This window comes from Variovorax sp. KBW07 (genome assembly GCF_003852515.1).
Taxonomy (GTDB): Bacteria; Pseudomonadota; Gammaproteobacteria; order Burkholderiales; family Burkholderiaceae_C; genus Variovorax.
In genome coordinates, this window is sequence record NZ_QAJK01000148.1 from 1 (window position 1) to 25313 (window position 25313).

A 25313-nucleotide genomic window follows, 5' to 3' on the forward strand; every position below is an offset into this window, starting at 1 on the left:
GGCGTCGCCCTGAACGAACCGGGCGCCGCAGTAAACACAATGAACAACGCCCTATCGCTCCGCAACAGAAGCTCAGGTCTTCGCCGCCTCCAGCGATTCCTTGAGATTGCGGCGACGCCACGCCCACGTCTTGATGGCCTGGGGCAGGATGCCGACGCACGATGCGTAGTACGTCACCTTGAAGCCCCAGAAACGCGGCCCGATCGGTGTGTTGCGGAACAGGTCACCCGCCAGGATCGACAGCAACGCCTCCTGCATGCGCCAGATGTTGCGCGGCGCCATGAACAGCCGGCGAATCGCAGGCGACGTGATGCGGTAGATGAACCACGAGAACATTTTCGGACCGTGCTTCATCACCTTCTCGTAATGACGGAACGCCTTCTCCGCTTCCTTCGCCTCGCCCTTCAGCCACAGGTCCGCCGCAGTCGCGGCCTCGAAGCCGCTGTTCATCGCCAGGTACACCCCCGACGAGAACATCGGGTCCACGAACGCGTAGGCGTCGCCCACCATCATGAAGCGGTCGCCGCGGCAGAACTTCGAGTCGTAGGCGTAGTTGCCGGTCGACGTCGCGCCCTCCATCAGCGTCGCATTTTTCAGGCGCGCGGCCAGCTTGGGCGCCAGCGCGATGGTTTCCATCAGGAACTCTTCGAGCGAACCCTTGCGGCGCTTGAAGTAGGCCGGCGATGCCACCGCGCCCACGCTCACCGTGCCGTCTTTCAGCGGGATGTACCAGAACCAGCCATGGTCGAACCAGAACAGCGAAATGTTGCCCTCGAAACGGCCGGGCCGGCGCTCCGCGTCGGCGAAGTGGCCGTACAACGCGGCGCTGGCGTGCTTGCGGTTGCGCCGCTTGGCGTCGAACTGGTTCGACAGCAGCGTGTCGCGCCCGCTGGCGTCGATCACGAAGCGCGGGCGCCAGGTGGTCTCGGTGCCGTCGTCGGCCTTCACCTTCAGCAGCGGGCGGTTGTCGGGCGTGCCGTTGCCGGCGTCCATGTCCACGCCGGTGACGCGCTGGCCCTCGAAGGTGCGCGCGCCGCGCTTGCCGGCATGGCGGAACAGCAGTTCGTCGAACTCCGAGCGGCGCACGTGCACGGCATAGGGAAAACTCTTGTCCATCGCCTGGCCGAAGTCGAAGTGGCTGCTGTGGTCGTGCCACGGCGAGACGAATTCGGCCCCGTGCTTGCGCAGGCCGATGGCCTCGACCTCGGTGCGAACGCCCAGCCGGTCGAACAGCGGCATGTTCATGGGCAACAGCGATTCGCCGATGTGAAAGCGCGGGTGCTGCGCCTTCTCGATCAGCACCACGTCGTGCCCCTTGTCCGCGAGCAGCGCGGCCACGGTGGAGCCCGAAGGGCCGCCGCCGATGACCACGACGTCCGGGTCGGTACTGGTGAAAGGTCCGGGTGTCATGCGCTGCCCCTCCGTTGTCGTTTTGTTACGTGGATGACGATGCCCCAACTGGCCGTGGGGCAATCGAGCCGGAGTTTAGCGAACCGGCCAGGCGCGCCCATACGGCGGAAGATATGCATCGGAACGTTATCGGTCCAGGCGCTTTCGGCATTCACCCCACGAGAACAAGCCGCACTTTTGCGGTAGCCTCATTGCCCGAGTCAGAAACAAGGAGACATTCATGGCTGCACCCCTTTCCCCGGCAGAAGAAGCACTTCGCGAAGCAGCGCGCGAGTACCACCGTTCGCCCGTCAAGGGCAAGATTTCGGTCACCCCGACCAAGCCGCTGCTGAACCAGCGCGACCTGTCGCTGGCGTATTCGCCGGGCGTGGCCTATCCCTGTCTCGACATCGAAGCCGACCCGTCGCTGGCCAACGAATACACGGCGCGCGGCAACCTGGTGGGCGTCATCACCAACGGCACGGCCGTGCTGGGCCTGGGCAACATCGGCCCGCTGGCCGCCAAGCCGGTCATGGAAGGCAAGGGCTGCCTGTTCAAGAAATTCGCCGGCATCGACGTGTTCGACATCGAGCTGGCCGAGAACGACCCCGACAAGCTGGTCGAGATCATCGCGGCGCTGGAGCCCACGCTGGGCGGCATCAACCTGGAGGACATCAAGGCGCCCGAGTGCTTCTACATCGAGAAGAAGCTGCGCGAGCGCATGAACATCCCGGTGTTCCACGACGACCAGCACGGCACGGCCATCATCTCGGCCGCCGCGCTGCTGAACGGCCTGGAACTGGTCGGCAAGAAGATCGAGGAAGTGAAGATCGCGGTGTCGGGCGCTGGCGCCGCCGCCATTGCCTGCCTCGACGTGATGGTGGGCCTGGGCGCCAAGCCGTCCAACATCTACGCCTGCGACTCCAAGGGCCTCATCTACGTGGGCCGCGCGGGTGGCTTCGACGAATCCAAGACGCGCTACGCCCAGAAAGACACCGGCGCCCGCACCCTGGCCGACGTGGTCAAGGACGCCGATGTGTTCCTGGGCTGCTCGGCCCCCGGCGTCATGTCGGCCGAGATGGTCAAGACCATGGGCACGCAGCCGATCATCCTGGCGCTGGCCAACCCCGAGCCCGAAATTCGCCCCGAGCTGGCCAAGGCCGTGCGGCCCGACTGCATCATTGCCACGGGCCGTTCGGACTACCCGAACCAGGTCAACAACGTGCTGTGCTTCCCGTACATCTTCCGTGGCGCGCTCGACTGCGGCGCCACCAAGATCACGGAAGAAATGAAGCTGGCCTGCGTGCGCGAAATTGCCGACCTCACCAAGGCCGACATCAGCGAAGAAGTGGCCACCGCCTACGCCGGCCAGGAGCTGGCCTTCGGCCCCGACTACATCATTCCCAAGCCCTTCGATTCGCGGCTGATCCTGCGCATTGCGCCGGCCGTGGCCAAGGCCGCCGCCGCCTCGGGCGTGGCAACGCGCCCCATCGAGGACATGGAGGCCTACCGCCAGCACCTGACGCGCTTCGTCTACCAGACCGGCATGTTCATGCGCCCGGTGTTCACCGCCGCCAAGCTGGCCACCGCCAAGCGCGTGGCGTATGCCGAAGGTGAAGACGAGCGCGTGCTGCGCGCCGCGCAACTGGCCGTCGACGAAGGCCTGGCGCAGCCGATCCTGGTGGGCCGCCCCGCCGTGATCGAGGCGCGCATCAAGAAGGCCGGCCTGCACATTCGCGCCGGCACCGACTTCGAGATCGTCAACCCCGAAGACGACCCGCGCTTCCGTGTGTACTGGGAGGCCTTCCACAAGCTCATGGGCCGCCGCGGCGTGACGCCCGAGGCCGCCAAGACGATGGTGCGCCGCTCCAACACCACCATTGCCGCGCTGATGCTGCACCTGGGCGATGCCGACGCCATGATCTGCGGCCTGGTCGGGCGCTTCGACGTGCACCTGGAGCACATCCGCAACCTGATCGGCCTGAAGCGCGGCGCGCCCGGCTTTGCCACGCTGAACGCGCTGACGCTCGAAAAGCGCACGGTGTTCATTACCGACACCAACGTGAACGAAGACCCGAGCGCCGAGCTGCTGGCCAGCATCGCGATGATGGCCGCCGAGGAAGTGCGCCGCTTCGGCCTGCCGCCGAAGGTGGCCTTCCTGTCGCACTCGAACTACGGTACGTCGAGCCGCGCTTCGGCCCGCAAGATGCGCCTGGCGCGCGACCTGTTCTCGCAGATGGCACCCGACATCGAGTGCGATGGCGAAATGCACGGCGACTCGGCCCTGTCCGAAGAAGTGCGCCGCACCGCCCTGCCCGAAACCACGCTCACCGGCGAAGCCAACCTGCTGGTGTGCCCGAACCTGGATTCGGCGCACATTCTCTACAACGTGCTGAAGATGACGGGCGCCAACGGCATCACGGTCGGCCCCATCCTGCTCGGTGCGGCCGGCTCGGCCCACGTGCTCACGCCTACGTCGACCGTGCGGCGCGTCGTCAACATGACGGCGCTGGCCGTGGCCAACGCGACGACGGCGCTGAAGTAAGCCTGCTCTCGCATCAAGAAAAACGCCCCGCCGCGGTCATCGCAGCGGGGCGTTTTTCTTGCGGCCGCTCGCTCGAGTTCGACGCGAGCTATGTCCCGCACGATTGAATGGCGTCCATCGTTTGCATCCAGACAAACCCTTGCTCTGCGGTGTAATTGCATTGTTGACGAATCGAGTCGTGTACCCCTTCGCATCCCCGCCCGTTCCCCAAGACCTGATTCACGCAGCTTCATTCAGTATCCCGAAAGACGTTCGCTACCTGCAGCCTGAGCAGGCGTGACGGAATCCCTGCACCATGAATACCGCTCCCGCCTTCCTCACGCCCCATCACAACCTTTGGGTTGTCGCCGCCTCCCTGCTCCTGGCCACGCTCGCGTCCTATGTGGCACTGGACCTGTCACGCCGGGTCCGGCATGCAAGCGGGCGGCCGCACCTGCTGTGGTGGGGCATCGGGTCGCTGGCCATGGGCACCGGCATCTGGTCGATGCACTTCGTCGGGATGCTGGGGTTCTCGCTGCCGATCGCGCTCGGCTTTTCCGGCGCAATGACGCTGACTTCGTGGGTGGCCGGCGTCGCGGCATCGGGCATTGCGCTGTGGGTGGCCAGCGAAGCGAACTACAGCCTTCGGCGCATCGCCATCGCCTCCCTGGCCATGGCCACCGGCATCTGCGGCATGCACTACATCGGCATGGCCGCGCTGGACATGTCGCCGCCCATCGTCTGGCATGTGCCGACCGTGTGGTTGTCGCTGCTGATCGGCCTGGGCGCCTCGGCCGCGGCGCTGTTCATCTTCAAGTACCTCGGCGATGTCAACAACACCCATCGCGTGGCCTACCAGCTGCTGGCCGCCGTGATCATGGGCATTGCCATCTGCGGCATGCACTACACGGCCATGGCGGCAGCGAACTTCCCGGCAGATTCCGTGTGTCTCAGCGCCGATGCGCTGTACGGCACGGAGCTCACCGCCATCGTCGTTCTGGCGTCGGGCCTGCTGCTGCTGGGCACGCTCTTCACCTCGATCCTGGAGTCACGGCTGCAGCTGGTTGCCAGGCGCCTGTCGCGCTCGCTCGAGGAAACCAATGCCGAGCTCACGCAGGCCAACCGGGAACTGCAAAAACGCGCCTTCACCGATGCGTTGACAGGGCTGCCCAACCGGATTCTTTTCGAAGACCGGCTCAGGCACGCACTGCTGCGCATGGAGCGGGCCAACCAGCTCCAGGTGGAAGAGCGCATTGCCGTGCTCTTCGTCGACCTCGACGGCTTCAAGCCGATCAACGACTCCTTCGGCCATGCGGCCGGTGACCAGATCCTGCGCGCCGCCGCCGAGCGGCTTGCGCAAACCACGCGGGAAAGCGACACCGTGGCACGCATCGGGGGCGACGAGTTCCTGCTGCTGCTCGAAGGAGTGCGCGATCGCGCCGAATGCGCGCAGGCCGCCAACCGCGTGTTGCGCGCGCTCAGCGAGCCGTTCAGCGTGCTCGGCAAGCGGCTGCAGATTGCATGCTCGATCGGCATCGTGCTGCATCCCGAACAGGGCGATGCCGACAAGCTCGTGGCCAACGCCGATGCCGCCATGTACGAAGCCAAGCGCGCAGGCGGCGGCAACTACGTCATGTTCGAATCGCACATGGGCGCCGATGCCGCCAGGCAATTGCAGCTGCAAAGCGACCTGCGCCGGGCGGTCGAGCTCAAGCAGTTCGAGCTTTACTACCAACCCAAGATCAACGGCGTGGGCCACGCCATCAGCGGCGTGGAGGCACTGGTGCGCTGGAACCACCCGCAACAAGGCTTGATCGGTCCCAACGACTTCATCGGGTTGGCGGAACGGTTCGGGCTCATCGTGCGCCTGGGCGACTGGATTCTCGACGAAGCCTGCCGCCAGATCGCGCAATGGAAGGCGCAAGGCACGTGCATGAGCGTGGCGGTCAACCTCTCGGTCATGCAGCTGCGCGAGATCGATTTCGTCGCGCGCGTGGAGCAGGCGCTCGCAAGGCACGAGGTGCCCGCCTCCTTGCTGCTGTGCGAGATCACCGAGTCTGTCGCCATGGAGGACATCAAGGCCACCCAACGCACCTTCGAGGGGCTGGCGCGGGTCGGCGTGTTCCTGTCGATCGACGATTTCGGCACGGGCTATTCCAGCCTGAGTCATCTGCGCAAGCTGCCGGCGCGCCAGGTGAAGATCGATCGCAGCTTCGTGCAAGACCTCCAGACCAAGGACGACGCGCGTGCCGTGGTGGACGCCGTCATTCGCCTGGCGCATGCGCTGGGGTTGAACGTGGTTGCGGAGGGCGTGGAGAACGAGGCGCAGCGCGACATCCTGCTGGCCATGGGATGCGACGAACTGCAGGGCTTTCTCTTTTCGCGGCCCTTGCCCCCCAGTGACTTGCTCGCCTGGCATCTGCAAAGAGAGGGGACCTCGTCCATTTGAACGGGGTGGGCGACCCGTATTGGCTCGGCTTCGGTGCAAGCGCCCCTTGAAACCGAAGGGATTTCCCGCGAACGGTGCAAATTTCAGAGGCGACGCACCGCGCTGATTCACAGGAAGGGTTCGCACCAATCACGTGCGGGCACCGTTTTTGCTTGAATGCCGAAGCATTCACATTCCCGGAACCTTCATGAACAAGCGTCACCTGCTCCAGTCCTTCCTCGCCGCTTCCGCCCTCAGCTTCGGCCTTTCATCGGCCTTTGCCCAGAGCCCGACGCCGATCAAGTTCCAGCTCGACTGGCGCTTCGAAGGACCGGCCGCGCTGTTCCTTCACCCCGCCGCCAAGGGCTACTTCAAGTCGGCCGGGCTGGACGTGACCATCGATGCCGGCAATGGCTCGGGCGGCACCGTCACGCGGGTGGCCTCGGGCGCCTACGAAATGGGTTTTGCCGACCTCGCGGCGCTGATGGAATTCCACGCCAACAACCCCGACAGCCCGAACAAGCCGGTCGCGGTGATGATGGTCTACAACAACACGCCGGCCTCGGTCATGGCGCTCAAGAAGAGCGGCATCACCAAGCCCGCGGACCTCACGGGCAAGAAGCTCGGCGCGCCGGTGTTCGACGCCGGCCGCCGCGCGTTCCCGATCTTTGCGAAGGCCAACAACATCGGCGCCGTCAACTGGACCGCCATGGACCCGACGCTGCGCGAAACCATGCTGATGCGCGGCGACATCGACGCCATTACCGGCTTCACCTTCACGTCGCTGCTCAACCTGGAAGCACGCGGCGCCAAGACGGCCGACGTGGTGATCCTTCCCTACCCCGACTACGGCGTAAAGCTCTACGGCAACGTGATCATCGCGTCGCCCAAGCTCATCAAGGAGAACCCCGAGGCGGTGAAGAAATTCCTCTCGGCCTTTGCCAAGGGCGCGAAGGAAGTCATCGCCAATCCGGCGGTGGGCATCGAATCGGTGAAGGCCCGCGACGGCATCATCGACAGCAAGCTCGAAACGCGCCGCCTGCAACTGGCCATCGACACCGTCATCAACAGCGCCGACGCACGCAGCGAAGGCTTCGGCGCGGTCAACGCCGGCCGCATGGCGCTGATGGCCTCGCAGGTGTCGGATGCGTTCAACACCAAGACCCGCGTGAGCCCCGATGCCGTGTGGACGGCCGCGCTGCTGCCGCCCGCTGCTGAACTCGGCTCGGTCCTGCGCAAGTGATGCAGGCCGACGCACCGGACACCGCCGCCGCGGCCGCCCCCTTCGTCGACTTCCAGGACGTCTGGCTCGCCTACAACGAGGAGTTGCTGCGCGAGAACCACTTCGCGGTCGAGGCCATCGACCTGAAGGTCAAGCGCGGGGAATTCATTGCCATCGTCGGGCCTTCGGGCTGCGGCAAGTCGACCTTCATGAAGCTCACCACGGGCCTGAAGATGCCCTCGATGGGCAAGATCCGCATCGACGGCGCGCCCGTGACCGGGCCGCTGAAGATCTCGGGCATGGCCTTCCAGGCGCCGTCGCTGCTGCCGTGGCGCACCACGGTCGACAACGTGCTGCTGCCGCTTGAGATCGTCGAGCCCTATCGCTCGAACTTCAAGGCCAAGCGCAAGGAGTACGTCGAGCGCGCACGCAAGCTGTTGCAGAAGGTGGGCCTTGCGGGCTACGAAGACAAGTTTCCGTGGCAGCTGTCGGGCGGCATGCAGCAGCGCGCCAGCATTTGCCGCGCGCTGATCCACGAGCCCAAGATGCTGCTGCTCGACGAGCCCTTCGGCGCGCTCGATGCGTTCACGCGCGAAGAGCTGTGGTGCATCTTGCGCGACCTCTGGACCGAGCAGCAGTTCAACGTGATCCTGGTGACGCACGACCTGCGCGAATCGGTGTTCCTGGCCGACACGGTGTACGTGATGAGCAAGAGCCCGGGGCGCTTCGTGGTCAAGCGCGAGATCGAGCTGCCGCGTCCGCGCGAGCTGGAGCTGACCTACACCAAGGAGTTCACCGACATCGTTCTTGAACTGCGCGGGCACATCGGAGCCATCCGTAACACGGGCATCGGCACGGCGCAGACAGCGGCCGCCGCTGCGTCCCACTGAGCGGAGCGCACCCATGAAAAACACCAAGCAAATCGAACGCTGGTCGCCGTGGCTGCTGCTGGTCGCGGTTCTCATCCTGTGGCAAGTGGTCTGCGCGGGCTTCCAGGTCTCGGACTTCATTTTCCCGAGCCCCTGGCGCATCTGGACGCAGTTCTGGGAATACAAGGAAATCATCGCGGGCCATGCATGGCGCACCTTCTGGGTCACGATGGCGGGCTTCGGCCTGGCGATCGTGGTGGGCGTGCTGATGGGCTTCGTCATCGGCAGCTCGCGCATTGCCTATGCGGCCATCTACCCGCTCATGACGGCCTTCAACGCGCTGCCCAAGGCGGCCTTCGTGCCCATCCTGGTGGTGTGGTTCGGCATCGGCGTGGGGCCGGCGATTCTCACGGCCTTCCTGATCAGCTTCTTCCCGATCATGGTCAACATCGCGACCGGCCTGGCCACGCTGGAGCCCGAGCTGGAAGACGTGCTGCGCGTGCTCGGCGCCAAGCGTTGGGACGTGCTCATGAAGATCGGCCTGCCGCGCTCCATGCCCTACTTCTTCGGCTCGCTGAAGGTGGCCATCACGCTGGCCTTCGTCGGCACCACGGTGAGCGAGATGACGGCGGCCAACGAAGGCATCGGCTACCTGCTGATCTCGGCCGGCTCGGCCATGCAGATGGGCCTGGCCTTCGCGGGCCTGATGGTGGTGGGCGCGATGGCCATGCTGATGTATGAGCTGTTCAGCGTGATCGAAAAGCACACCACCGGCTGGGCGCATCGCGGCTCGCAGAACCAATAATGCGCGGATGACCAACGACCAGATCATTCGCGCGCTGCGGCGCGCCGACGAGGTGGCCCGCCGTGCGATGGCGATGGGCCGCCACCCCTTCGGCGCGGTGCTCGTCGCGCCCGACGGCGAGACCATCCTGGCCGAGCAGGGCAACATCGACACGGTGCACCACGCCGAGGCCACGCTGGCGCGCCACGCCGCGCAGAACTGGCCGGCCGAGTACCTGTGGCAATGCACGCTGGTCACCACCTTCGAGCCCTGCGCCATGTGCGCGGGCACCAGCTACTGGGCGAACATCGGCCGCATCGTCTACGGCGCGGAAGAAACGGCGCTGCTCGCGCTCACGGGCGACCACCCCGAGAACCCCACGCTGAGCCTGCCCTGCCGCGAGGTGTTCGCGCGCGGGCAGAAGAAGATCGAGGTGATCGGCCCGGTGCCCGAGGTGGCGCAAGAAATGATCGCCACGCACCGCGGCTTCTGGGAATCGCGCGGGCACTGAGCAAGCGGCCCGCCGGCACACGCGCGCCTTGCGGCGCGTGTGTGCGTACAGCTCAACTGCCGCAGCTGTTCGAAGCGTCGACCGCCTGGTTGCGCATGTCGAACCATTGCTTCGCGGCATCGGGAACGCCCTTGCCCGACGCGTCGTTCATGGCGCTGACCAGGGTGCGCGTGCCGCCGATCAGCCTGTCGATCTTGTCCTTGTACATCGCGCACACGGGGTCCCATGCGGGCGCCGCCTTCGGGTCCTTGCGCAGCGTGCCCAGCTCGGTGTTGGCGGCGCTCACGGCCTGCAGCGCGGCATCGACGGCGGGCACGTTCTGCTTGTCGTCGAGCGCCTGCCTGACGGCGGTGCCGAGCTTGCGGGTTTCGAGCGACACCTTCAGCTTGTGAAAGCCCACGGTGCCGGGCTTGAGGGTTGCAAGCTCCGCCTCGTCGCGCTTGAGCGTCTGCGCCGACAAGGCCGTGCCGAAGGCCGCGGTGGCCTTGTTGGCAGCAACCAGCGCCGCCACCAGCGGTGCATCCATCTGCCGTGCCTTGACGCCCTTGTCGCTCAGGAATTCCTTGGTGCTTTCGTAAGTGCGGGCTTCCTTGATCAGCGGGTTGACCGCTTCGAGCGCAGCCTTGAGCGCCTTGCCCGGCTCGTCGAGCTCGGGCAATGGTTGCGTCATGGCCATGGCCTTGTCGAATGCGCGCAGGGCGTCGTCGACGTCACCACCGCCGAAGCTGTAGCTGTCGAGCGCTGCGCCGGCCTTGGCGATCTTCGGATTGGCACGCTGGTACTCGTGCAGGATCTTGCCGAAGCTGTGCCACTGCAGCAGCTTGTTGTAGGCCACGACGTAGGCGTTGAGCTTTTCGGCCTGCTGCTTTTCGGGCACCACGAGGCCGGCCGGAGCAGACGACGCAGATGATGCAGACGCCGCAGGGGCTTCGGGCTTGCATCCGGCCAACACGACGGCCAACGGCAAGGCCAGAACGGAAACAACGCGGGCGGCGTTGCGCGAACCAAATGCTGACATGCGGGTTCCTCCTGAATATATGAATCCGCTGACTCTATAGCGCGAGGACCGCCGGGGCCTTCAGGTTCGTGTGCTAAGGCTCTCCGGTGCGGCCGCGCTTTGCGGTGAATCGAGCAGCAGCGAAGCCTCGTCGCGCCAGTAGGCCACGGCGGCCAGCCAGCCTTCCCACACGCAGCCATTGCAGCCGCGACCACAGCAGGTGGTGGGCTCCGGCGGTGGTGCGCGCAAGACGGCCTGCTGCGCGGAAGCTTCGGATTGGATGCGCGCGATCAGCACCTGGGCGCTGGCAAGGTCGATCGGCAGGGGAAGGTCGAGGTCGGCGAAGGGCATGGGCAACACCCGATTGTCGGTGCTTCAGCAGCCCTTCAGGGACGGTGCTGCAGGCTCGCACAGAATGCGTGGCGATGGCCCTTTCCGTCGCCACCTCTTTCTCTTCGCCCTCCCTCGCAACGACGCATGGCGCGTGGCGCATCGCGCATGTCGACCTGCTGCGCGGCCTGCTCGCGGTGCTCGTCGTTCTGCTGCACGCGAACCTGCGCATTCCGTTCGGGCCGCCGGAGCTGGCGCAAGCCCTCGGGCCACGGCTCACGGGCATCCTGTTTCGCAGCGGCTACTACGCGGTGATCGTGTTCTTCGTGGTTTCGGGCTACCTGATCACGAGCGCATCGATCCGGCGCTGGGGCGATCTTTCGAAGCTGCGGCCGCGCGCCTTCTATCGCCTGCGCGCCGCGCGCATCCTGCCGACCCTGCTCCTGCTGCTGGCGGTGCTGAGCGTGCTGCACCTGGCAGGCAGCGCATGGTTCGCGCTGAACACGGGCAAGGTGTCGCTCTGGCGCGCGCTGCTCGCCGCGCTCGGCCTGCACCTGAACTGGCTGGAGGCGCAGGTCGGCTACCTGCCGGGGCCGTGGGGCGTGCTGTGGTCGCTGTCGGTGGAAGAGGCCTTCTACCTGGCCTTTCCCTTGCTCTGCGTGCTGAGCGGCAGCGAGCGCCGGCTGCGCCTGCTGCTGCTCGTGCCCATCGTGCTCGGGCCGCTCGCGCGCAGCGTTTTCAGCGACAACGAGCTGTGGCAGGACCATTCGTACCTGTCGGGCATGGACGGCATCGCCTTCGGCTGCCTCGCGGCGCTGCTCGCGCACCGCGTGCCGAAACCACCGTCGCTCGCCGTGCAGCGGCTCGTGTTGCTCACGGGCCTGGTGCTGAGCATCACGGTCTTCTGCTTTCGCAAGGAAGTCTTCCAGCTCGGGCTGACGCGCTTCGGCCTGCAGGTGACGCTGCTGGAACTGGGCATCGCGTTGCTGCTGGTGGCCACGCACTGGCGCCCATGGACGTGGTGCGCAGGCAAGGCCGCCGCGCCGCTGCGCTGGTTCGGGCGCAACAGCTACGAGGTGTACCTCACGCACATGTTCGTGGTGATTCCCGGTGCATGGCTCTACCAGCAGGCCGGCGCGCCGGCGGCGTGGATCCCGCTGTGGTTCGTGGCGGTGGTCACGGCCTCGGGCCTGCTGGGACAAGCCGTGGCGCGGTGGTTTTCCGAACCAATGAACCGAGCGTTCGGTCGTCGAGGTTGAGTTCGAGCCGCATCTTCGCGCCGCCCGATTCGCTCGAGCCGATGGTCAGTTGCCCGCCATGCAGCCGCGCCACTTCGGCCACCAGGTGCAGCCCGAGCCCTGCGCCACGGCCGCGCGGCACCAGCCGGTGGAACGGCGCCACCACGCGCTCGCGGTCGGCCTCGGGAATGCCGGGGCCGGAGTCGAGCACTTCGATGCACGAGGGCTCGCTCAGCCGCACCTGGATGTCGCAGCCCTGCCCGCCATGCTCGATGGCGTTCTGGATCAGGTTGGCCAGCGCGCGTTCGAGCGAGGGCGCGTCGCCGCGCGCCATCAGCGTCCGCGGCGCATCGACCGACAGCGTGCAGCGGTTCATGATCGCCAGCGGTGCGATGTCGGCCGCCGCGCGCTCGCACAGTGCCTTCAGGTCCACCTGCTGGTCGTGCGAGGCGATGTGGTCCAGCCGCTGCAGGTCGAGCAGTTGCTCGGCCAGCGTGGCGAGCCGCGCCGAGGCCTGCATCAGGTTCACCTTGACCGGGCCGCTCGGCAGCCCGTCAAGGTGAATCTGCAGCGTGGTGATCGGCGTGCGCAACTCGTGCGCCGCATCGGCAAGAAAGCGCTCCTGCCGGTCGTAGCCTTCGTTGAGCCGGTCGAAAGCGCGGTTGACCGCATTGACCAGCGGCCGGATTTCGCTGGCCACGTTGTCCAGCGGCAGGCGCGTGGTGCGCTCGTGCACGTCGATGCTTTCGGCATGCTCGGCGGTGGCCACCACGCCGCGCAGGCCGCGCTTCACCACGAAGGGCGTCGCCAGGATCACGCCCAGGCTGGTCAGCAGCGCCATCGGCGCGACCAGGAACAGGAACACGATGCCCGTGCCCTTGAGCGTGTTCTTGACCGTCAGCGGGCCGCCGGTCTGCACCATCACGTTGACCGGGCCCGCGCTGCTCTGCACGCGCTCGAAGCGGGCCTTGGGCTGCGTGTTGTCAGCCGATGGCTCGATGCCCATGCGCTCCATGCCGTCGAATGCGGACAGGAGCGCGAGGTACCTCGGCGGCACCTCGCCTTCGCGGATTTCACCGCCCTTGTCATCGCGGGCGATGAACCAGAAGGGCGGATCGGCTTTCTGCAGGCGCTGCAACTCGGGCGTCGGTGCCATGACGAGCTTGCCCTGCGCATCGCGGGCCAGCGCCCGCTGGACCACCCCGATGGTCTCCTGCCCGGTTTCGTCGGCCACACGGCCCAGCATCCAGGCCAGGCCGAGGAAGCCGCCCAACACCAGCGAACCGACCACCACCTGCAACAGGATCAGGCTCCAGATCAGCCGCCACCGCAGCGAGAGCAGGCTCATCATGGGGAAGACGACGCGGCGCAGATCAGGTAGCCGACACCGCGTATCGCGTGGATCTCGACCTGCGCGCCGGCCTTGTCGAGCTTGGAGCGCAGCCGCGACACGTGCGTGTCGAGCGCGTTCGACTGGATGTCGTCCTTGTGGCCGTACACGCGGTCTTGCAGGGCTTCGCGCAGCACGGTGCGGCCCCGGTGTTCGAGCAGCGTCTCGAGCACCAGCAGCTCGCGGCGCGGCAGCGTGAAGCTGGCCTCGCCCACGTGGGCCTGCCGCGCGTGGTGGTCGAAGCGCAGCTGGCCCAGCGTCATGACGAAGTTGGCGCGCACGGCCGGGCGCCGCGCCAATGCGCGCACGCGCGCCATCAGCTCGTCCATCGAAAAGGGCTTGGCCAGGTAGTCGTCGGCGCCGCCGTCGAGGCTGAGCACGCGCTCGGCCACGTCGGTCATGGCGGTGAGCACCAGCACCGCGGTGGCAATGCCGTTCTGGGCCAGGAAAGACACGAGCGAAAGGCCATCGCCGTCGGGCAGGCCGCGGTCGAGCACGATCACGTCGTGCTGCGCGCCGAGCACGGCCTCTTCGGCTTCGCGCAGCGAGCCCGCCACATCGACCACCGCCTGGTTCTGACGCAGCGCCGACGCCAGGGCTTGCGCCAGATCGACTTCATCTTCTACAAGCAGGATTCTCATGAGGGAGGGTGACGCACGGGTTGCCGAAAAAATGAGCGGGCCATTCTAGGAGAGCGCTCCCTGGCAAAGGCGCAATGTTCGCGCAATGCACGTGCCTAAGCTGTGGCGTTCCGCCGCTCCTTTCAGAAACAGCACCGGTGTCTTCCCGCCCCGCGAGCCCCTCTTCCCCCATGTCCTCCATGCGCTCCGCGAGCGCCATGCCTTCAATGCCCTGGTACACCGCGCTCGGCCACCGCATCGCCGCGCTCTGGTTGCTCAAGATGGTCGGCACCACGCTCGGCATCTCCGGCTTTTTCTTTTTGTACTTCTGGGTCATGCACAACCCGCCGTCGGAACCGACGGTGATGCCGCTCACCCTGCTCGACCACTGGATCGGCGTGAGCGACGAGGCAATGCTGCTGTACGGCTCGCTGTGGTTCTACATCTCGCTGGCGCCGGCACTGGCGAAAGACAAGGCGGAACTGTGGGCCTGCGCGCGCGACGCCGCCATCATGGCGGCCATCGGCCTGGCGGTGTTCTGGCTCTTTCCGACCACGGTGCCGGTGTTCGCGGTCGACTGGTCGCAATACCCGGCGCTGCAGTTCCTCAAAGCCACCGACGTGGGCGGCAACGCGTTTCCGTCGTTGCACGTGGCGTTCGCGGTGCTTACCGCGGTGCTGCTGGGGCGCCAGTTGCGCAGCGTCGAGGCGCCGGCCTGGACGCACGCGCTGAACGTGCTGTGGTCGCTGGGCATCGTCTACTCGACGCTGGCCACGCGGCAGCACGTGCTGATCGACGTGCTCGGCGGCATGCTGCTCGCAGGCATCGTCAGCTGGGCCGGAACGCCGCGCGGGCGCCTGGTGCTGACCGAAGCCTGAGCCGCCGAGCCCGCCGCGGCAGGCTACTGCCCGCTCACCAGAAGATCCAGAGCGCGAGGCCGCCGAAGATGGCCCACTTCACAAGGTAGTACACGCGCTTGTCCCAGGCCTTCAGGCGCTTGCCGACCACGCGGATCTGGTAGATGTACTTGAACGCGCGGTTGATGCCGCCCGTCTTGTCGCCGGCATCGTTGGGCGATGCGGCGGCGGCCAGCAGGTTCTTTGCGAACCAGCGGTTCACCGCGCTGGCCCAGCGGTATTTCAGCGGGCGCTCGATGTCGCAGAAAAGAATCACGCGGTCGTGGTCGGTGGTGTTCTCGGCGTAGTGGATGAAGGTCTCGTCGAACACCACGGCCTCGCCGTCGCGCCAGTGGTAGCGCTGGCCGTCCACGTCGATGTAGCAGCCTTCCACGCCCGGCGTCCACAGGCCAAGGTGGTAGCGCAGCGAGCCGGCGAACGGGTCGCGGTGGCGCACCAGCCGGCTGCCGGGCGGCAGCTCGGCGAACATGGCGGCCTTGATGGTGCCGATGCCCTTGAGCAGTTCGGTGGTGCGCGGGCACAGCACGGCGGCCGAGGGGTGCGCCTCGTCGTACCACTTCAGGTAGAAGCGCTTCCAGCCGCTCTTGAAGAACGAGTTGAAGCCCACGTCGTTGAACTGGCTCGACGCCTTGATGCTGCCGCCGTTGCGCATGGCCAGCGCTTCCTCGCGGATGACTTCCCAGTTTTCTTCGAGGATGCGCATTTCGGGGAACTGCGCGGGCGACAGGTACGGCGTACCCGGCACCTTCGAGAAAAGGTACATGAAGACGTTCAGCGGGGCCAGGAAGGTCGAGTGGTCAGAGAGCTGCCTGAAGAACTTGTGCCGGACCTGGCCGCGGAAGTGAACGTAAAGCGCGCTGAGCGCGAAGATAGCAAGAATGACCCACTTCATTTTTGAAAGTGTCCTGTAGAGCGCACCGGCTAGTGTAAATCGCGGCCCCGAAACCGGCCCGGCCAAGCCCTTTGGCCGCGTCCGGGGCGGGTTGTTTCAGCTGCAGAGCATGGGCTGGGGCGTGTCGGCCACGGCCAGCGGCAGCCGCACGGTGGCCAGCAGGCCGCCGCCCGGGGCTTCGCCCAGCACCACCTCGCCGCCGTGCTTGTCGACCACCGACTTGACGATCGCCAGCCCCAGGCCGCTGCCGCTCTGGCTCTGGTCGGGGTTGCGAAAGAACCGGTCGAACACCCGCTCGCGCAGCGCGGCCGGAATGCCCGGCCCCTGGTCGGCCACGGTCAGCAGGGCCAGTTGCCCCGCATGGGCCACGTGCACCATGACCGTGGCGCCCGGCGGGCTGTACTTGATGGCGTTGTTGATGAGGTTGTCGATCATCGAGACCAGGCTTTCGCGCTCGCCCAGCACCGGCACGCGCTCGTCGCTCACCAGTTCCAGCTCGACGCCGCGGGCACTGGCCAGCCCTTCGATCATCGCCAGCCGGTCTTGCACCAGCGCATCGAGCGACAGCATGACGGGCAAGGCGTTGTCGGACACCGCGTCGCTGCGCATGAGCTGCAGCAGCTGGCCCACCAGCCGCGCCGCGCGGTCGTTGCTGCGCAGCAGGTTGCCCATCAGCTCGCGCTGGCCTTCGTCGGTGCTCTGCTCTTTCAGTGCTTCGACGTTCACGCGCATGGCGGCCAGCGGCGTGCGCAGTTCGTGCGCCGCATCGGCGATCAGGCTGCGCTCGCGCGAGGTGCTGTCGCGCACGCGCTGCAGCAGGCTGTTGATGCTCTGCACCAGCGGCTGCAGTTCCTTGTGCGGCGGGGCGTAAGACAGCGGCGTCAGGTCGGCCGGGCCGCGCTCGGAGGTTTCCTTGCTCACCTGGCGCCACGGGCGCAGCGCCAGCCGCACCGACAGCCAGGCCGGGAAAATCAGGAAAGGCAGGCTGATCACCAGCGGCAGCAGGTAGAAGCCGCGGTACATGACGGTGACCGTCAGCCGCCAGATGCTGGGCTCCGCGAGCATCACGCTGGTGTCCGAGTTGGGAGACGCCAGCGTGCGCGCGCGCCACTCGCGCCCGCCTGCCTTGACCGCTTCTATGAGGTTCGGCGCCGAATTCAGAATCACGGGCACGGCGGCCGTCGAGCGGTAGATCAGCTTGCCGCGCTGCCACACCTGCATCACCGGCGAGGTGTCGGATGCGGCGTCGCCGTCGCCCACGGTTTCGAGCAGTGCGGCATCGAAGGCGGCCAGCGTTTCCTGCTGCTTGTCGGGCTTGTCGGCCAGGTTCTGCGCGATCGCGGTGACGGTCTGGAAGATCTTGTCGTACTTCAGCAGCTCGGGGTCTTCGTACGAGTCGTACAGCAGCACCGCGATGGCCATGGTCCACAGCAAGGCGACCACGCCCATCTGCGCCAGCAGCAGGCGCCGCATCAGGGAAGGTTGTTTCCAGATCTTCCAGCGCTGCGCCAGCGCCTGCATCATTTGGGGTTGCTCCGCACCAGCGATTGCACGTCGATCACATAACCGATGCCGCGCACAGTGCGGATGTAGCCCTGGCCGATCTTGCGGCGCAAGTTGGAGATATGCACTTCCAGCGAGTTGCTGCCGTTGGCCTGGCCGCCGGGCAGCACCTGCTCTTCCATCACGCGGCGCGTGACCACGCGGCCGGTGCGCTTGAGCAGCAGCGCGAGCAGGTCGAATTCGCAGCGCGACAGTTCCACCGGCTCGCCATCGACGATCACGCCGCGCGTGGGCTCGTGCAGCGCCAGGCCGCGCATGCGGATGGTCTCGTCGTTGAAGCCGTAGCTGCGGCGGGCCAGCGCCCGCACGCGCGACAGCAGTTCGGCCAGCGCGAAGGGCTTGACCAGGTAGTCGTCGGCGCCGTCGTCCAGGCTGCGCAGGCGGTCGTTCAGCGCGTCGCGCGCGCTGAGCACCAGCACCGGAAGAATCTGGCGGTCGCGGCGCAGGCGGAACAGCAGGTCCAGGCCATCGCCGTCGGGCAGGCCCAGGTCGAGCAGCACCATGTCGAAGGTGCCGCCGTCGAGGGTGCGCAGGGCGTCGTCCAGGCGCCGAACCCACACCACGTCCATGCCTTGGTTGGCCAGCGCAATGCGCACGCCATTGCCGAGATCAAGGTCGTCCTCAACAAGCAAAAGATTCATGGGTCTCCACGCGAACTCGCCCGATTTTCGGGATAAGGCCGAAGTATCTGCCAATGGCCAGCTACGCACTTCAGGAAATCTTCATGAATCCCGCAGCGGCCCTTCAGGTACGAAAACGACACTGGAACTCCCCCTTGCACAAGGAGCTTCCACGTGAATCGACCCCCTGCCCTGCCCTTGCGGCCGACCCGGTTTCAGCCACGGCGCAGAGACATCCTGCGCGGCCTGGCCGCCTGGCCACCGGCCTTGGCGCTTGCCGGCACCGCGGGGCTCTCGGCCTGCGGCGGCAGCAGCGGCGGTCCGCGGATCGCCACGGGCACCGGTGCCGGCACCGGCCCGGTGTCGGTCACCGACCGCCGCGTGAAAGTGTCGACCGCGCCCGACGTCTCGCTGCAGGTGCGCGACTGGCAGCGCCCCGGCAACAGCGGGCCGACCATCGTGCTGCTGGCGGGCCTGGGCGGCAACGCGCGCTGCTTCGACAGCCTGGCGCCGGCGCTGGCCTCGCGCTCCCGCGTGGTGGCGGTCAGCCGTCGCGGCTACGGCCTGTCCGACAAGCCCCTGCCCGTGAAAACGGCCACCCAGTACTACGACGTGGAAACGCTCACTTCGGACCTGAAGGCCGTGCTCGACGAACTGGGCCTGCTGCGCGTGGTGCTCGGCGGCCATTCGATCGCGGGCAACGAGGTGACGCGCTTCGCGGGGCGCCACCCCGAGCGGGTGCAGGGGCTCATCTACCTGGACACCAGCTTCGACTACACCGTCAACGCCGACTCGGGCGGCGAAGAACCGCCGCTCAACCGCCGGCTCGACGAACCCAGGCCCACGGCCAACGACAGCCGCTCGCTGCAGGCCGCCATTGCCTTCAACCGGCGCAAGACAAAGAACTGGTGGCCCGCGCTCGAAGCCAACCTGCTCGATGCGGTCGACGTGCGGCCCGACGGCAGCGTGCGCATGAACACCCCCGAAGCCATCGACACCGCGGTGGACACGGCCGCCCACAACCACTCGCCGGACTACAAGGCGGTGCGCGCGCCCTCGCTGGTGGTAACCGCCCTGCCCTCGGACAACCGCGACCTGTTTCCCTGGCTCGAATTGCCGCTCGATGCGAAGACCGAGAAAGACGCGGCAAACTACCTGCGCATCTTCCGGCACGTGCGCATTTCGGATTCGAACCGCCTGGTGGCCGCGCTGAATACGCCGAACCGGCTGACGCTCGACAACTGCGGCCACACCGACTTCTACCTGGAGCGCGAGGCCGAGGTGCTGCGGGCCATCCAGTTCATGACATGGGCATGAACTTGAAGCCCGCGCTCGCCGGTGCCGGCGCTTTCCTGTTGTCTACTGGCGCAGCAGCTTGATCAGCGCCGCCAGTTCCTCGCCACCGAGCCCCGCCGCGTCGGCCCGCTTGAAAAGGCCCGCCGCGAAGACCGGGAACTCGGTGTTGATGCCCGTCTCTTGCGCCGTCTGCAGGATGCGTTGCGTTGCCTCGACCGAAATGCGCATCGGGCTCTGCGAGACCGTGAAGTCGCCCGACTGGATGACGGAGCCTTCGTGCTGAAGAAAAGCCGCGAAGGTCGGCATGATGCCCGCCACGATGCGGCCGAACTCGGCCACGTCGAAGCCCTCGTGCTCGGCAATGCGCGCGCCATGCAGAAAGCCGAGCATGGTGCCGTAGATGCTCGACAGCGTGGCCAGGTCCATGGCCGCCGCCGCGCTGGCCTTTTCGCCCAGGTAGACGATGCCGCCGGCCAGCGCCTTCAGCAGCGGCTCGGCCTCGTCGAATGCGGCTTGCGCGCCCGACACCAGCAGCGGCGTGTCGGGCCGGCCCATCTGGTCGGGCGCGGCCTGGATCGCGCCTTCGACATACGCGGCGCCATGCCTGTGCGCAAAGGCCTCGGCCTCGCGCGCGTCTTTCGGGCTGCCCGTGGTCAGCTGCACCAGCAGCCGGCCGTCCAGGGCGGCCGCGGCGCCTTCGGTCGCGAAGATGGCGTCGGCGGCGCGGTAGTCGTAGACGCACATCACGGCCACGCGGCTGGCGCGCAGCGCCTCGGCCGCGCTGCGCGCCAGCACGGCACCCTTGGCCACCAGCGCGCCGGCCTTGTCGGCCGTGCGGTTCCACAGCGTGACCTTGTAGCCCTGCGCCAGGTAGAGCTGCGCGATGGCCAGGCCCATCGAACCCAGGCCCAGAACGGAAACTTCCTTGTTGTTGCTCATGTCGATTTGTTCGCAAGTTGTGTTGGTGGCCGCATCGTAGAAATCTCTCTCCCCAACGGTCAAGTACCTACAATAAAGTAAGGTACTTACCAAAACGTCAGTAATGGAAGCCACATGAAGTCCAAAAAGCCCTACAACTGCGGCATCGGCCCCGCATTCGACGTCATCGGCGGCAAGTGGAAAGCGGTCATCCTCTGGGAGCTGCACGCACAGCCCCGCCGCTTCGGCGAGCTCAAGCGGCTGGTGCCGGGCATCAGCGAAAAAATGCTGATCCAGCAGTTGCGCGAGCTCGAAACCGACGGCATCGTGCACCGCGAGGTGTTCCACGAAGTGCCGCCCCGCGTCGAGTACTCCGAGACCAAGCTGGGCACCACGCTCAACGCGGCGCTCGGCCCGCTGGCCGATTGGGGCGACCGCTACGCCAAGCGCGTGGAGGCCGCGCGCAAGAAGGCCGAAGCGGCGTAGGGCACCGCATGCCGCCGCTGAAGATGTCGTCGGCCGCGCTCTTCGCGGCCCTGCAGCTGTCGGCGAGCCTGGGCCTTGGCTTGGCGCATGCCCAGCCGGCCTGCGCGCCCTCGCCCGTCTACGCCGACCCGCCGATGCGCTCGGCACCCCAGGCGGTCTGGCAGAAAGACTTCAGCCGCCCCATCGGCGGCGAGCTTTCGGCCGAGCTGCAAAAAGCCCTGGGCGACGCGCTCGACAAGATGCTGCAGCACGTGCCCGCCGCCAGCGTGGCGGTCGCCATTCCGGGCGAAGGCATGTGGTCGGCCACGCGCGGGCTGGCCAACAAGGCCACGTCCACGCCCGTCACCGCGGACCAGCCCTTCCAGGTCGCAAGCACGACCAAGACCTTCACCGCCGCCGTCGTGCTGCAGCTCATCGGCGAAGGCAAGCTGAAGCCCGGCGACACCATCGAACGGTGGTTTCCCGATGCGCCGAATGCACGGCTCATCACCATCGAGCAATTGCTGCGGCACACCAGCGGGCTGGTGAGCTTTAACGCGCTGCCTTCGTTCGGCACGGCCTACCGCTCGCCCGCCGAAGCCATCGCGCTCGGCACCGCGCAGCGGCCGCAGTTCTGCCCCGGCACCGGCTGGAGCTATACCAACACCGGCTACGCCATGCTGGGCCTGATCGTCGAGAAGACCGAGGGCATGCCGCTGTCGGATGTGCTGGCCAGGCGGCTGCTCAAGCCCCTGTCGCTCGCGCACACGGCGATGCGCCAGCCCGGCGTCGCGCTGCCGGTGGTGGCGGGCCATGCGGGCGGCCGGCCGGTCGATGCGCCGGACCAGTACGCCACGCCCTATGCGGCCGGCGCGCTGGCCTCCACTGCCAGCGACCTCGTGCTTTTCTGGCACGCGCTGCTGGCCGGCAAGGTGCTGCCCGACGCCACGGTGCACCGCATGTTCACCGACATGCCACCGATGCTCGGCCCCTATGCGGGAAGCAACGCCTTCTACGGCATGGGCGTGCAGATGTACGACGTGCCCGACGGCCCCGGCCTCATGCTCGGCCACAGCGGCGGCATCGAGGGCTTCACCAGCATCGTGGCCTACGTGCCGGCCGACGACGTGTACATCGCCGTGTCGTTCAACGAGAGGAACGTGGCGGCGGAAGCAGGGCTGTGGGCGCTGCTGCGCGCCCTGCGCGCGTACCGCGTGCTGCGCTGACCGAACTCAGACACCGGTCAGTCGGCCCAGCCGGTCTCGATCTCGGTCTTCACCTCGGTCATGAGCTTGTGGATGGGGCACTTGCCCGCCACGCGCAGCAACTCGTCGCGCTGCGCTTCGGTCAGGTCGCCCGTCAGGCGCAGGCCCGACTTCAGGCGGTAGACGCCCTTGCGCTCTTCGCTGTCGTCGCGGTCGACCAGCACCTCGATGTCTTCCACCGGAATGCCTTTGCGGCGCGCGTAGATCAGCACGGTGAGCGCCTTGCAGGCGGCCAGTGAGGCGTCGTACAGGTCGTGCGGCGTCGGGCCGCCGTCGCTGCCGCCGCCGGCCGGCGAGGCATCGACCGGGATCTCGTGGCCGCGGATCTTGAGAATGTGGCGCGTGCCGGTCGTGCCGTCGCGGTGAATCGAAATGCTCATGCCGGTGTCCTTGTCGAAGCGGAGTTGGATGCTGATGGTGAAGAAGAAGGCGCGCCCAGGTCCTTCACGTACAGGATGGTCGTGAAGCCGCTGTGCCATTCAAGGTCGGGGTAGCGGCCGGCCTCGCGGTAGCCCAGCGCCAGGTAGAAGCCCTGGCTGCCTTCGTTGAAGGTGTCGGTTTCGAGCCGCGCCACCTCGATACCCGCGGCGCGCATGCCGTTTTCGGCAAAGGCCATCAGCGCACGGGCGATGCCCTTGCGCTGCTGAGCGGCGGGCACGTGCAGCGCATGCACGAAGTCGTCTTCCCAATGCACCATGCCCACCACGTCGCCGTCGATTTCGGCCACGAAGAAAGCCGGGCCCATCTGGTCGATGTAGCCCAGCGGCTCCGCGCTGTCGCGGTAGGCCTGCAGCGCCTCGGGCGTGAGCTGCGGCTGCCACGTGCTCGCGAAGGTGTCGTCGAGGATGGCCTTGACGGCGTCGAAATCGGCGAGCTGCCAGGGGCGGATGACGATGGCATTGGCGGTGGCGCTTGCGGTGGAGTTTGCGGTGTCTTGCATGCGCCGGAGATGGTAGCCGCCGGGCACATGGGATGTCAGCGGTCGACCGCGAGCATCAGCGTTTCCTTGATCTCTTCCATGACCACGTAGCTGTGCGACTCGGCCGCCACCGGCAACTTTTTGAGAATGTCGCCCAGCAGGTGCCGGTACTCGCTCATGCCGCTGAGGCGCGCCTTCACCAGGTAGTCGAAGCTGCCCGATACCAGGTGGCATTCGAGCACCTCGGGCATGTGCAGCAGCTCCTGCTTCACCTTGTCGAACACGTCGCCCGACTTGGCCGACAGCTTGATCTCGACGAACACCAGCAGCGTCTTGCCCAGCGCCTCGGGCGACACCCGTGCGTGGTAGCCGGTGATGACGCCGTCGCGCTCCATGCGCTTCACGCGCTCGGCGCAGGGCGAGGCCGACAGGCCGATGTGCTCGGCCAGCTCGGTCATGGAGACACGGCCCTGGCGCTGCAGCACATCGAGGATCTTGCGGTCGATTCGGTCGAGTTCGGGCATTTCACTCCTCACGCGGCATTTGGACGATTCCTGGCAGTGGATTTCGCCGCCAAACGATAAAAAACGATGGAATCCACTGCATTGTGCACTTTAGATTCACATCATTCCTTTTGAATCAGCGGATACACCATGAAAGTCATCGTTCTCGGCGGCGGCGTGATCGGCACCACCACGGCCTACTACCTCGCACGCTCCGGCGCCGAGGTCACCCTGCTCGACCGGCAGGCCGGCCCGGCCGAGGAAACCAGCTTCGGCAATGCCGGCCAGGTGTCTCCCGGCTACTCCACGCCTTGGGCCGCGCCGGGCATTCCGCTGAAGGCGATCAAGTGGATGTTCCAGAAGCACGCACCGCTGTCGATCCGCCCCGACGGCACGCTCTACCAGCTGCGCTGGATGGCCGCGATGCTGCGCAACTGCTCGCCCGAGCGCTACGCCATCAACAAGGAACGCATGATGCGCGTGGCCGAATACAGCCGCGGTTGCCTGCAACAGTTGCGCGCCGACACCGGCCTGCAGTACGAGCACCGTACCGGCGGCACGCTGCAGTTGTTTCGCACGCAGGCGCAACTGGACGCGGTGCAGCGCGACATCGCGGTGCTCGAGGAATGCGGCGTGCCGTATGAACTGCTCGACCGCGACGCCCTCGCCACCGTCGAGCCCGCTCTGGCCGGCGCGCGCGACCGCCTTACCGGCGGCCTGCGCCTGCCCAACGACGAAACCGGCGACTGCCACCTGTTCACGCGCGGCCTGGCCGACATCGCACGCGGCCTGGGCGTCGACTTCCGTTTCGGCCAGACCATCGATGGCCTGGAAACCGACGGCGGCCGCATCACCGGCGTGCGCACCACCACCGGCAAGATCCTCACGGCCGACCGCTACGTGATGGCCTTCGGCAGCTACTCGCGCGCCGCGATTGCGTCGCTGGGCCTGGACATTCCGGTGTATCCGGTGAAGGGCTATTCGCTCACCGTGCCGCTGGTCGATGAATCACTCGCACCGCAATCGACCGTGCTCGACGAGACCTACAAGGTGGCGGTGACGCGTTTCGACAACCGCATCCGCGTGGGCGGCATGGCCGAGCTCGGCGGCTACGACCTGCGCCTGAACCCGAACCGCCGCGCCACGCTCGAGAAAGTGGTGAGCGACCTGTTCCCGGGCGGCGACCTGCCCAACGCAAGCTTCTGGACCGGCCTGCGCCCGATGACGCCCGACAGCACGCCCATCGTCGGTGCCACGCGCTACGCGAACCTGTTCCTCAACACGGGTCACGGAACGCTGGGCTGGACGATGGCCTGCGGCTCGGGCAAGCTCATTTCCGACATGGTGATGGGCCAGCGCCCGGAGATTCGCACCGACGGGCTGGGCATGGACCGCTACGAAGAATCGTCGTCGCGCGGTACGCGTCCCAACCCTGCTACCGCGCCGGCCTGACGCTCGGGCCCGCGTCTCTGCGGGTCTTCTGCTTGTGCTGTGTTGGGGCGGGTGCTGCTTGGGTCATTCAGGGCGACGCCCACGCCGACGGTGTGCTCTGCTCCGCGAATGTCCCCCGCTTCGCTCCTCCTTTATTTCGCTGCGCAGAGCACACCATCCGCGTGAGCGTCATCAGAGTGGTCGTTGATCAGCGGTACACCA

24 protein-coding genes are annotated in these 25313 nt (G+C 66.8%); 12 read left to right on the forward strand and 12 right to left on the reverse strand.

What is annotated here, in order from left to right; translation table 11 throughout:
• Nucleotides 1-72 precede the first annotated feature (72 nt).
• Nucleotides 73-1410: an NAD(P)/FAD-dependent oxidoreductase gene (locus DBV14_RS27010; protein ID WP_124463957.1), complete on the reverse strand. Its 1338-nt coding sequence runs from the start codon at nucleotides 1408-1410 to the stop codon at nucleotides 73-75.
• 220 nt (nucleotides 1411-1630) lie between these two features.
• On the opposite strand from DBV14_RS27010, the gene DBV14_RS27015 reads away from it, so the two are divergent.
• From DBV14_RS27015 to DBV14_RS27040, 6 genes are all read left to right on the forward strand, one after another.
• Nucleotides 1631-3934 (forward strand): NADP-dependent malic enzyme, encoded by a 2304-nt coding sequence (locus DBV14_RS27015; protein WP_124463959.1) that lies wholly within the window; start codon nucleotides 1631-1633, stop codon nucleotides 3932-3934.
• Between the two features lie 295 nt (nucleotides 3935-4229).
• Nucleotides 4230-6362, forward strand: a complete 2133-nt coding sequence (locus DBV14_RS27020) for a bifunctional diguanylate cyclase/phosphodiesterase (protein WP_124463961.1) — start codon at nucleotides 4230-4232, stop codon at nucleotides 6360-6362.
• A 187-nt stretch (nucleotides 6363-6549) separates the two neighbouring features.
• Entirely contained in the window at nucleotides 6550-7584 is a 1035-nt protein-coding gene (locus DBV14_RS27025) for an ABC transporter substrate-binding protein (protein WP_124463963.1), read from the forward strand.
• The gene (locus DBV14_RS27030) at nucleotides 7584-8453 is read left to right on the forward strand and encodes an ABC transporter ATP-binding protein (RefSeq protein ID WP_124463965.1); all 870 of its coding nucleotides are present in this window, start codon (nucleotides 7584-7586) and stop codon (nucleotides 8451-8453) included. The genes DBV14_RS27025 and DBV14_RS27030 overlap by 1 nt, the downstream gene beginning before the upstream one ends.
• 13 nt (nucleotides 8454-8466) lie before the next feature.
• Nucleotides 8467-9237 carry an ABC transporter permease gene (locus DBV14_RS27035; RefSeq protein WP_124463966.1) on the forward strand — a complete coding sequence of 257 codons (771 nt, stop codon included), beginning with the start codon at nucleotides 8467-8469 and terminating at the stop codon, nucleotides 9235-9237.
• A 7-nt stretch (nucleotides 9238-9244) separates the two neighbouring features.
• Complete coding sequence (locus tag DBV14_RS27040) at nucleotides 9245-9727, forward strand: nucleoside deaminase (protein ID WP_124463968.1); 483 nt, start codon at nucleotides 9245-9247, stop codon at nucleotides 9725-9727.
• A 52-nt stretch (nucleotides 9728-9779) separates the two neighbouring features.
• Here DBV14_RS27040 and DBV14_RS27045 read toward each other — a convergent pair whose 3' ends face one another.
• Together DBV14_RS27045 and DBV14_RS27050 are read right to left on the reverse strand one after the other, a co-directional pair.
• Nucleotides 9780-10745: a DUF3829 domain-containing protein gene (locus DBV14_RS27045; protein ID WP_124463970.1), complete on the reverse strand. Its 966-nt coding sequence runs from the start codon at nucleotides 10743-10745 to the stop codon at nucleotides 9780-9782.
• Between the two features lie 60 nt (nucleotides 10746-10805).
• Entirely contained in the window at nucleotides 10806-11075 is a 270-nt protein-coding gene (locus DBV14_RS27050) for an oxidoreductase-like domain-containing protein (protein ID WP_124463972.1), read from the reverse strand.
• Nucleotides 11076-11149: 74 nt separating this feature from the next.
• On the opposite strand from DBV14_RS27050, the gene DBV14_RS27055 reads away from it, so the two are divergent.
• Nucleotides 11150-12313 (forward strand): acyltransferase, encoded by a 1164-nt coding sequence (locus tag DBV14_RS27055; RefSeq protein WP_124463974.1) that lies wholly within the window; start codon nucleotides 11150-11152, stop codon nucleotides 12311-12313.
• Here DBV14_RS27055 and DBV14_RS27060 read toward each other — a convergent pair.
• Nucleotides 12231-13643 (reverse strand): HAMP domain-containing sensor histidine kinase, encoded by a 1413-nt coding sequence (locus tag DBV14_RS27060; RefSeq protein WP_260397250.1) that lies wholly within the window; start codon nucleotides 13641-13643, stop codon nucleotides 12231-12233. The genes DBV14_RS27055 and DBV14_RS27060 overlap by 83 nt on opposite strands.
• Entirely contained in the window at nucleotides 13640-14323 is a 684-nt protein-coding gene (locus DBV14_RS27065; RefSeq protein WP_124463976.1) for a response regulator transcription factor, read from the reverse strand. The genes DBV14_RS27060 and DBV14_RS27065 overlap by 4 nt, the downstream gene beginning before the upstream one ends.
• A 206-nt stretch (nucleotides 14324-14529) precedes the next feature.
• Between DBV14_RS27065 and DBV14_RS27070 the strand changes: the two genes are divergently transcribed.
• Nucleotides 14530-15180: a phosphatase PAP2 family protein gene (locus tag DBV14_RS27070; RefSeq protein ID WP_260397251.1), complete on the forward strand. Its 651-nt coding sequence runs from the start codon at nucleotides 14530-14532 to the stop codon at nucleotides 15178-15180.
• A gap of 34 nt (nucleotides 15181-15214) precedes the next feature.
• Here the strand turns inward: DBV14_RS27070 and lpxO are convergent, their stop codons facing one another.
• The 3 genes from lpxO to DBV14_RS27085 all read right to left on the reverse strand — a co-directional run bounded on the left by lpxO (nucleotide 15215) and on the right by DBV14_RS27085 (nucleotide 18315).
• Nucleotides 15215-16111: a lipid A hydroxylase LpxO gene (gene lpxO, locus DBV14_RS27075; protein ID WP_124463978.1), complete on the reverse strand. Its 897-nt coding sequence runs from the start codon at nucleotides 16109-16111 to the stop codon at nucleotides 15215-15217.
• Nucleotides 16112-16207: 96 nt separating this feature from the next.
• Complete coding sequence (locus DBV14_RS27080) at nucleotides 16208-17635, reverse strand: HAMP domain-containing sensor histidine kinase (RefSeq protein WP_124463980.1); 1428 nt, start codon at nucleotides 17633-17635, stop codon at nucleotides 16208-16210.
• Nucleotides 17632-18315: a response regulator gene (locus tag DBV14_RS27085; RefSeq protein WP_124463982.1), complete on the reverse strand. Its 684-nt coding sequence runs from the start codon at nucleotides 18313-18315 to the stop codon at nucleotides 17632-17634. Before DBV14_RS27085 ends, DBV14_RS27080 begins: the two co-directional genes overlap by 4 nt.
• A gap of 153 nt (nucleotides 18316-18468) precedes the next feature.
• On the opposite strand from DBV14_RS27085, the gene DBV14_RS27090 reads away from it, so the two are divergent.
• Nucleotides 18469-19611, forward strand: a complete 1143-nt coding sequence (locus DBV14_RS27090; protein WP_185546138.1) for an alpha/beta fold hydrolase — start codon at nucleotides 18469-18471, stop codon at nucleotides 19609-19611.
• Between the two features lie 42 nt (nucleotides 19612-19653).
• On the opposite strand, the gene DBV14_RS27095 is transcribed toward DBV14_RS27090, so the two are convergent.
• The gene (locus tag DBV14_RS27095; RefSeq protein ID WP_124463986.1) at nucleotides 19654-20529 is read right to left on the reverse strand and encodes an NAD(P)-dependent oxidoreductase; all 876 of its coding nucleotides are present in this window, start codon (nucleotides 20527-20529) and stop codon (nucleotides 19654-19656) included.
• A 114-nt stretch (nucleotides 20530-20643) separates the two neighbouring features.
• On the opposite strand from DBV14_RS27095, the gene DBV14_RS27100 reads away from it, so the two are divergent.
• Nucleotides 20644-20994 carry a helix-turn-helix domain-containing protein gene (locus DBV14_RS27100; RefSeq protein WP_124463988.1) on the forward strand — a complete coding sequence of 117 codons (351 nt, stop codon included), beginning with the start codon at nucleotides 20644-20646 and terminating at the stop codon, nucleotides 20992-20994.
• Between the two features lie 8 nt (nucleotides 20995-21002).
• Nucleotides 21003-22199, forward strand: a complete 1197-nt coding sequence (locus DBV14_RS27105; RefSeq protein ID WP_124463990.1) for a serine hydrolase — start codon at nucleotides 21003-21005, stop codon at nucleotides 22197-22199.
• A 17-nt stretch (nucleotides 22200-22216) separates the two neighbouring features.
• On the opposite strand, the gene DBV14_RS27110 is transcribed toward DBV14_RS27105, so the two are convergent.
• The 3 genes from DBV14_RS27110 to DBV14_RS27120 are packed head-to-tail and all read right to left on the reverse strand — an operon-like array spanning nucleotide 22217 to nucleotide 23681.
• Nucleotides 22217-22618: an OsmC family protein gene (locus tag DBV14_RS27110; protein ID WP_124463992.1), complete on the reverse strand. Its 402-nt coding sequence runs from the start codon at nucleotides 22616-22618 to the stop codon at nucleotides 22217-22219.
• Complete coding sequence (locus DBV14_RS27115; RefSeq protein ID WP_124463994.1) at nucleotides 22615-23178, reverse strand: GNAT family N-acetyltransferase; 564 nt, start codon at nucleotides 23176-23178, stop codon at nucleotides 22615-22617. The genes DBV14_RS27110 and DBV14_RS27115 overlap by 4 nt, the downstream gene beginning before the upstream one ends.
• Before the next feature lie 35 nt (nucleotides 23179-23213).
• The gene (locus tag DBV14_RS27120; protein WP_124463995.1) at nucleotides 23214-23681 is read right to left on the reverse strand and encodes a winged helix-turn-helix transcriptional regulator; all 468 of its coding nucleotides are present in this window, start codon (nucleotides 23679-23681) and stop codon (nucleotides 23214-23216) included.
• A 129-nt stretch (nucleotides 23682-23810) separates the two neighbouring features.
• On the opposite strand from DBV14_RS27120, the gene DBV14_RS27125 reads away from it, so the two are divergent.
• Nucleotides 23811-25112: a D-amino acid dehydrogenase gene (locus DBV14_RS27125; RefSeq protein ID WP_124463997.1), complete on the forward strand. Its 1302-nt coding sequence runs from the start codon at nucleotides 23811-23813 to the stop codon at nucleotides 25110-25112.
• Nucleotides 25113-25313: the final 201 nt, after the last annotated feature.